A 6,290-nucleotide genomic window follows, 5' to 3' on the forward strand; every position below is an offset into this window, starting at 1 on the left:
CGGCGACTCCCGGTCGGCCGTCCGCGTCGGCCACCACGGTGGACGGTCGGCCCGAGCCGAGCGCGTCGGTGGCGGCGAAGGCCACCCCGCCGGTGACGGCGAGGGCGACGCCGGCCAGCGCGGCGCGGACGCCGAGTCGGGCGAGGACCGGGATCCGGCCTCGCTCCGGCGCGGCGGCGGGCGTGCCGGCACGGGCGAGCCGGTACGCCCGCACCGCGGCGTCCTCCCCGGCGAGCTCACCGGCGCGGGGTGCGGCGCGGACCGCTGTCAGGAGCGACGCGAGGGGTCGCGGAGCGTCCTGCGGGTCGACGACCGGACCGCCGAGCAGCCGCTCGACGGTCTCCTGGTCCATCCGGTGTGCTTTCATCTCGTGTCCCTCAGCGCCGCCGATCGTCGGGACGTCACACGGCCCGGGGTGTGACGTCCGACAACAGCGGGCCGGGGATCGGCGCGGGGCGCGCCCCGGGGCGGGTCAGCCCATGGTCTTGGCGCCGTCGATCGCCTCGCGGAGGATGTCGGCGTGGCCCGCGTGCTGGGCGGTCTCGGCGATCAGGTGCAGCAGGACGCGGCGGAACGACCAGGTCGCGCCGGGCTCGAACCAGGGCGCCTGCGGCAGCGGGTGGGCGGCGTCGAGGTCGTGCGTGGCGATCAGCTCGTCGGTCGCGGCGGCCACCCGGTCGTAGCCGGCGAGCAGCCCGGCCAGCGTCTCGCCGTCGTTCATCCGGAACTGCCCGGCCCAGTCGAGGGGCTCGCTGTTCATCGCCTCGGCGCCGCCGACCGCGAACCGCGCCCACCGCTGCTCGACCGTCGCCACGTGCTTGATCAGCCCGCCCAGGCACAGCTCGCTGACCGTGCTGCGGGTCGCCGCCTGCTCGTCGGTGAGCCCGGCGACGGTCTGCCGCAGGAACCCGCGGTGCAGGCGCAGCGTCTGCACCAGCTCGGCCCGCTCTCCGGCCAGCTGCTCGGACATGGTCATCCCGTCACCCTTCTCCGGTCCTCAAGTCGGGAGTCACCTTAGGGCCCGCCACCGACAGGGACGGCACCCGAAGCCGGTTTCGGCCAGCGGTTGCCGATTCGTCCGATCCGGGGTTCAGTGAACTACATGGGTGTGATCAAGGTGGGCACGTCGTCCTGGGCGGACCAGATGCTGCTGCGCTCCGGGTGGTATCCGCGCGCGGCGAACACCCCGGCCGGCCGGCTCGGCTTCTACGCCGGGCGGTTCCCCCTGGTCGAGGTGGACACCTCCTACTACGCGGTGCCCGTACCGGAGACGACGCAGGGGTGGGTCGACGCCACGCCGGAGGGATTCACCTTCGACGTCAAGGCGTTCAGCCTCTTCACCGGCCACCCGACCCCGGTGGCGGCGCTGCCCCGCGACCTGCGTCCGGCCGGCGGGCCGAGCCGGATCCGCCGCCGGGACCTGCCGGCGGCCGCGTACGACGAGCTGTGGGACCGGTTCCGGGCGGCGCTCGACCCGATCGCGGCGGCCGACCGGCTCGGCGCGGTCCTGCTCCAGTTCCCGCCGTGGCTGGCCCGCGGCGCCGCCGCCGAGCGGCGCATCGCCGAGCTGGCCGAGCGCTGCCGGCCGTGGCGGGTCGCCGTCGAGCTGCGCCACGGATCGTGGTTCGACGGCACGGCGGCGGTGGAGACGCTCGGCTTCCTGCGGGAGCGCGACGTGTCGTTCGTCTGCGTGGACATGCCGCAGGGGCACCCGTCGTCGGTGCCGCCCATCCTGTTCGCCACGGCGGAGCTGGCGGTCGTCCGCTTCCACGGGCACAGCGCCGCCTGGGGGACCGGGGACAAGCAGGAGAAGTTCCGCTACGCGTACGGCGACGAGGAACTGCGCCGCTGGTCGGAGCTGCTGACCGAGTTGGCCGGGCAGGCCGGCGAGCTGCACGTGCTGTTCAACAACTGCTGCGGCGACCAGGCCCAACGCGACGCGGAGCGGCTGGCCGGGCTGCTGGGCGTCGAGCCGGTGGGACGCCCGGCGCGGGCGGGCGCCGCCTCCTGACGGCCGGCGCGCGGCCGCGTACCGCAGCGGGTGGCCGGCCCCCACCAGCAGGGTGATCTTGCGGACGGGAGGTTTCCCGTGGGGCGGGTCGGGTACCGCCGGTGGCGTCGAGCGACGGGAGGGACGACAGATGACCGAGCGGCAGGAGCGGCCGGGAGACGGGATGCCGGGCGTACCGCGGGACGCGGCGGCGCGCGAGACCCGGGAGGCGCAGGAGGCGCACGGCGGCAGCATGGCGCCCGGCCTGGTGGACGACACCGGTCACCCGGTCGCGTCCGAGGAGCCGCGGCTCACGGGGGAGGAGACCGCCGGCGGCTGAGCCGGGGACGGACGACCGAGGCCCGGACGGCGCGCGACCGCCGACCCGGGCCGCTTATTCCGTCGACCCGGGCGCGTGCCCTCCGACATGATCGCCGGATGTCAGTTTCCTCTCGTGCGCTCGTGCGCTGGCAGTTCGACCTGACCTGGTCGCTGTTCGAGTACCACCTGGAGCGCCTCGACCCGGCGGACTTCCTCTGGGAGCCGGCCGGCCACTGCTGGACGGTACGCCGCGGCGCGGACGGCGGCTGGACACCCGACTGGGCCGACACGGAGCCCGACCCGGTCCCGGTCCCGACGATCGCGTGGCTGACCTGGCACATCGGCTGGTGGTGGACGGTGGCAGTGGACCACCTGCGGGAGCGACAGCCCCGGCAGCGCACCGACGTCCGATGGCCGGGCGCGGGCGAGCCCACCGTCGCCTGGCTGCGCGGGCTGCGCGCCGAGTGGCGTGCCGTCCTCGACGGCCTCACCGACGCCGACCTCGACCGCACCGCGCCGTTCCCGTGGCAGGACGACCCGGAGCACACGGTCACGCACATGCTCGGCTGGGTCAACGCCGAGTTGATGAAGAACGCCGCCGAGATCGGCCAGCTCCGGCTGCTGCGCGCGGCGGGTCCCGGAGCCTGACCACCGCCGGGCGGGTCCGCCCGGCGGGAACAGGTGGCTCAGGAGCGGCGGCCCCGGGTCCGCAGCGCGTCCTCCGTCCGCTCCTCGACGTCGGCGGCGTCGGGGAAGGTCCGCCGGGACGGCGCCGGGTCCGGGGGCGCGCCGGGACCGGCCGGCATCGTACGGGTCGGCTCGATCGATCCGAAGCCGTGCCGGCCCGCCGGCCCCGACGGTCCCGCCGGCTCGCCGGCGCGTCGGTCCCCGCGCCGCCCCTCCGGCACGGCGGTCTCCTCGCTGCCCTCGTCCATCGGGTCGTGCTCACCGGTGCCCCAGGGCGGCTCCGCGTCCAGGCCGTCCCTGGTCACCCACGGCGTGGTCGCTTCCGGTGTGCGCCTGTTCCCGCTGCGTCCGTCTCCTGCCGCCATGGTCACCTCGCTGGTCGGGTCCGCCGATACCGGGCCCGATTGCCCGTCCCGGGGCAGGTCATGCCTGCGCCGGCGCCACCGGGCGGGCACGCGCCGCCCGGGACGGGCGGACCCGGACCCGGACACGCCGAGCGGCGCCCCGCCGCCGAGGAGTCGGCGGGACGCCGGTGGCGCGTCGCCCGCGTCAGCGGCCGGACATCGACATCCGCTTCTTCTTGGTCGAGCCCATCGCTATCAGCGCGCCCATCCCCTTCGGCAGCCCGCCCGCGCGGCCGAGCATGCCCCGGAACACCTCGCCGGGCTTCTGCTGCTCGCCCATGTAGGCGGTCACCACGATGAGCGCCCCCGTCAGCGCGGGGACCGCCCACTGGAGCATCCGCATCTGCCGCTGGCTCGACGCCACGTTCGACGGCGTCTGCGAGTTCGGTTCGGTGACCCCCTCCACCGGCGGGCCGCCGGCCTTCTCCAGCTTCATGCCGAGCAGCCGGCTGTAGCCGGTCACCGCCAGCGCGCCGACCGTCAGCGCGGTTTTCAACGTGCTGGCCCGGCCGACGCCGGACTGGGCGGCCACCCGGGGGCTCTCCGTCACCAGTTCGCCGACGGCGCCCGCGAGGTGGGCGCCGATCGCGGCCGCGTTCACCGGGGTCCACCGGGCCCAGCCGGCCGAGGCCATCGGCAACCGCTGGGTCGAGTCGTTCATCTGTGCCGCCGCGCCGTTGACGCCGAACGCTCCCATCAGGGAGCCCCCGAACCAGGCCGCCAGGCCCAGATCGTGCATCGAGCGCAGTGCGGTGTGCCGTTCGGACATCTGATCCCCTTCCACCGTGTCGGGCGGTGCGGCATACCCGCCGCCCGGTCGGCTAATCCCGTCCGTCACCCGCTGATACGGCACGGCCGCGCGGATACCGGGGAAGACCGGGTGGCGGTGGCGTCGCCGCCCGGCCGGGCCGACCCGGCGCGACGGCGGCGCCCCCGGCCGCCGGGACCGGCCGGGAGGAGTCGGCGGGCCGGTGGCGGGTAGATCGCCTGACGGAGGAAGTGAGCGAGGGGGGAAGAGGATGTCGCAGCCCGAGGAGAGCCGGGAGAAGACCGCCTCCACCGACGCGGTGCTGATGCACCCCGGCAACGATCCGCGCAAGACGACCGCCCAGGTGCCGCCGCCACCCGAGCACGGCGAGACCCGCGTCGAGCGGGACGGCGAGATGGTGCCCGTCGAGACCGACGAGTGAGCGTGCCCCCGGGCGGCGGGGAGCCGCCCGGGGGCACGTACCGACGGTCAGCGGGCCGGCAGGTCCGCGGCGAAGCGGGCCACCCGGGCCGCCAGCGGCGCTCCGGCGCGTACCCAGGTGAAGTGGTCCATCCGGGCGCCGGCCTGCGCCGCGGTGTAGCGCTCGCGCACGACGGGCGCCGCGGCCAGCTTCGCGCAGAGGTGGTCGAGCGTCTCGTGCGGGGTGTACTGGTCGTCGTCGACGCTGATCGCGAGCACGGGCGTGCGCAGCTTCCGCACGGCCGCGTCGGCGTCCACCCCGTCCAGGCGCGGGAAACGGCCGGTGCGCGCGGTGTGCGCCCAGTCCCGGATCACCCCGCGCGCCTGTCGGCCGCCGAAGCCCCAACCGGGCCAGACGCCGAGCAGCCGGGCCGTCGCCGCGATCCCCTGGGTGTACGGCAGGACGCCGTACCCGCGCAGCCCCGGGTAGGTGCGCCACCACGGCAGGCCGACGGCGACCAGGGCCAGCCCGTCGACGTCGTGGTCGCCGTGCACGGCGAGGTGCAGCAGCGCGGCCTGCCCGCCGAGTGAGTGCCCCAGCAGCAGCGTCTTCCGCCCGTCGCGCCGGGGCTTGAGCGCCGCCAGCACGGCGCCCACGTCGGCGGCGAGTTCGGCGTAGCCGTATCGGCAGGCGCGGCTCGGCGTCGGGGTGCTCTCCCCGGTGCCGCGCAGGTCGGCCACCGCCACGGCGAGACCGGCGGCGCGCAACTCGGCGGCGAACGGCCGGTAGTAGCGCGCGCGGACGCCCATCGCGGGCGAGATCAGCACCAGCGGGGCGTCGGCGACGCCGTCCGGTTCGGGGTAGACCTGGAGCCCGATCCGGGCTCCGTCCACGTCCACGAACTCCTGCCGGTATTCCCCCGTCGCGCTCATCGCCTCAGGCTACGGCCGAGGCTACCCGGGGGTAACCGGTGGGTGGCGGGCGTCACCCGACGGGCGTCGTCGCCCGCTCGGCCCGCGCCGCCGGGACGCGCCGGCCGCCCCGGCCGCGCTCGGCCCGGTCGACGGCGGCGAGGACGTCCGGCACGTCGAGCGCCGCCAGCGCCGGATGGGGTACGGCGTCCGCCGGCCCCGCCAGCGGTCCCGCCCAGAGGGCCTGGTGCCACGGCCGGTCCGGCGGCGGGCCCCAGAGCGCCGGCGACACCGGGCCGAACAGCAGGACCGACGGGGTGCCGTACGCGGTGGCGAGGTGCCCGATGCCGGTGTCCCCGCTGATCACCAGCCGCCCGTGGGCGACCAGCGCGGCCAGCTCGCCGATCCCGGTCTCCCCGGCCAGCACGGCGGTGTCCGGCAGCCCGGCGCCGCGCGCCACCTCCGCCGCGATCTCCCGCTCGCCCGGCGTGCCGGTGACCACCACCCGGTGCCCCCGGCGGATCAGCTCGCGGGCGACCGCCGCGAACCGGCTCGGCGGCCAGCGCCGCGCCGCCGCCTTCGCGCCGGGGTGCACGATGCTGACCCCGGTCGGCAGCCCGGCCGCCGCCGGCCGGCGCAGGGCGAGGTCGCCGCGGTCGGCGGGGATCCCGTACCAGCCGAGCAGCCGGCACCAGCGGTCGACCTCGTGTTCGTCGGCCCGCCAGTCCGGCCCGTCGTGGTGGCCGGCGTCGGGGTTGGTGAAGGCGAGCAGTCGGCCGGGTCGGGTGTCGGCGAGCATGCGGTGTGA

At 76.4% G+C, this 6,290-nt stretch carries 9 protein-coding genes and 1 pseudogene; 4 read left to right on the forward strand and 6 right to left on the reverse strand.

All coding sequences use genetic code 11. The features are described 5' to 3' along the window. Both ACSNOB_RS31200 and ACSNOB_RS31205 read right to left on the reverse strand, forming a co-directional pair. Positions 1-367 (reverse strand): annotated as a pseudogene (locus ACSNOB_RS31200) (hypothetical protein); the annotation flags it as partial. Between the two features lie 105 nt (positions 368-472). Beyond that, a complete protein-coding gene (locus ACSNOB_RS31205) occupies positions 473-976 on the reverse strand; it encodes a DinB family protein (RefSeq protein WP_436690940.1) in 504 nt (167 codons plus the stop codon). A 126-nt stretch (positions 977-1,102) separates the two neighbouring features. Here ACSNOB_RS31205 and ACSNOB_RS31210 point away from each other — a divergent pair, with 126 nt between their 5' ends. The 3 genes from ACSNOB_RS31210 (at position 1,103) to ACSNOB_RS31220 (ending at position 2,959) form a co-directional block, all read left to right on the forward strand. Next, complete coding sequence (locus tag ACSNOB_RS31210; RefSeq protein WP_436690942.1) at positions 1,103-2,011, forward strand: DUF72 domain-containing protein; 909 nt, start codon at positions 1,103-1,105, stop codon at positions 2,009-2,011. 130 nt (positions 2,012-2,141) lie between these two features. Continuing rightward, positions 2,142-2,330: a hypothetical protein gene (locus tag ACSNOB_RS31215; protein WP_436690944.1), complete on the forward strand. Its 189-nt coding sequence runs from the start codon at positions 2,142-2,144 to the stop codon at positions 2,328-2,330. Between the two features lie 98 nt (positions 2,331-2,428). Next, a complete protein-coding gene (locus ACSNOB_RS31220) occupies positions 2,429-2,959 on the forward strand; it encodes a DinB family protein (RefSeq protein ID WP_436690946.1) in 531 nt (176 codons plus the stop codon). 38 nt (positions 2,960-2,997) lie between these two features. On the opposite strand, the gene ACSNOB_RS31225 is transcribed toward ACSNOB_RS31220, so the two are convergent. Further along, entirely contained in the window at positions 2,998-3,303 is a 306-nt protein-coding gene (locus ACSNOB_RS31225; RefSeq protein ID WP_436690948.1) for a hypothetical protein, read from the reverse strand. Between the two features lie 244 nt (positions 3,304-3,547). Further along, entirely contained in the window at positions 3,548-4,171 is a 624-nt protein-coding gene (locus tag ACSNOB_RS31230) for a hypothetical protein (RefSeq protein WP_436690950.1), read from the reverse strand. Between the two features lie 250 nt (positions 4,172-4,421). Between ACSNOB_RS31230 and ACSNOB_RS31235 the strand changes: the two genes are divergently transcribed. Further along, a complete protein-coding gene (locus ACSNOB_RS31235) occupies positions 4,422-4,592 on the forward strand; it encodes a hypothetical protein (RefSeq protein ID WP_393104195.1) in 171 nt (56 codons plus the stop codon). A 47-nt stretch (positions 4,593-4,639) separates the two neighbouring features. Here the strand turns inward: ACSNOB_RS31235 and ACSNOB_RS31240 are convergent, their stop codons facing one another. Both ACSNOB_RS31240 and ACSNOB_RS31245 read right to left on the reverse strand, forming a co-directional pair. Next, entirely contained in the window at positions 4,640-5,503 is an 864-nt protein-coding gene (locus tag ACSNOB_RS31240) for an alpha/beta hydrolase family protein (RefSeq protein ID WP_436690952.1), read from the reverse strand. Positions 5,504-5,555: 52 nt separating this feature from the next. Continuing rightward, on the reverse strand, positions 5,556-6,290 hold a 735-nt coding region (locus ACSNOB_RS31245; RefSeq protein ID WP_436690954.1), incomplete at its 5' end, for a glycosyltransferase family 9 protein.

The sequence above is a fragment of the Micromonospora sp. URMC 106 genome (genome assembly GCF_051386395.1).
Taxonomy (GTDB): Bacteria; Actinomycetota; Actinomycetes; order Mycobacteriales; family Micromonosporaceae; genus Micromonospora.

Bases quoted from the DNA above. Each gene is read 5' to 3' on its own strand.
- ACSNOB_RS31205 (WP_436690940.1), bottom strand. From the start codon at position 976: ATGACCATGTCCGAGCAGCTGGCCGGAGAGCGGGCCGAGCTGGTGCAG.
- ACSNOB_RS31210 (WP_436690942.1), top strand. From the start codon at position 1,103: ATGGGTGTGATCAAGGTGGGCACGTCGTCCTGGGCGGACCAGATGCTG.
- ACSNOB_RS31215 (WP_436690944.1), top strand. From the start codon at position 2,142: ATGACCGAGCGGCAGGAGCGGCCGGGAGACGGGATGCCGGGCGTACCG.
- ACSNOB_RS31220 (WP_436690946.1), top strand. From the start codon at position 2,429: ATGTCAGTTTCCTCTCGTGCGCTCGTGCGCTGGCAGTTCGACCTGACC.
- ACSNOB_RS31230 (WP_436690950.1), bottom strand. From the start codon at position 4,171: ATGTCCGAACGGCACACCGCACTGCGCTCGATGCACGATCTGGGCCTG.
- ACSNOB_RS31235 (WP_393104195.1), top strand. From the start codon at position 4,422: ATGTCGCAGCCCGAGGAGAGCCGGGAGAAGACCGCCTCCACCGACGCG.
- ACSNOB_RS31240 (WP_436690952.1), bottom strand. From the start codon at position 5,503: ATGAGCGCGACGGGGGAATACCGGCAGGAGTTCGTGGACGTGGACGGA.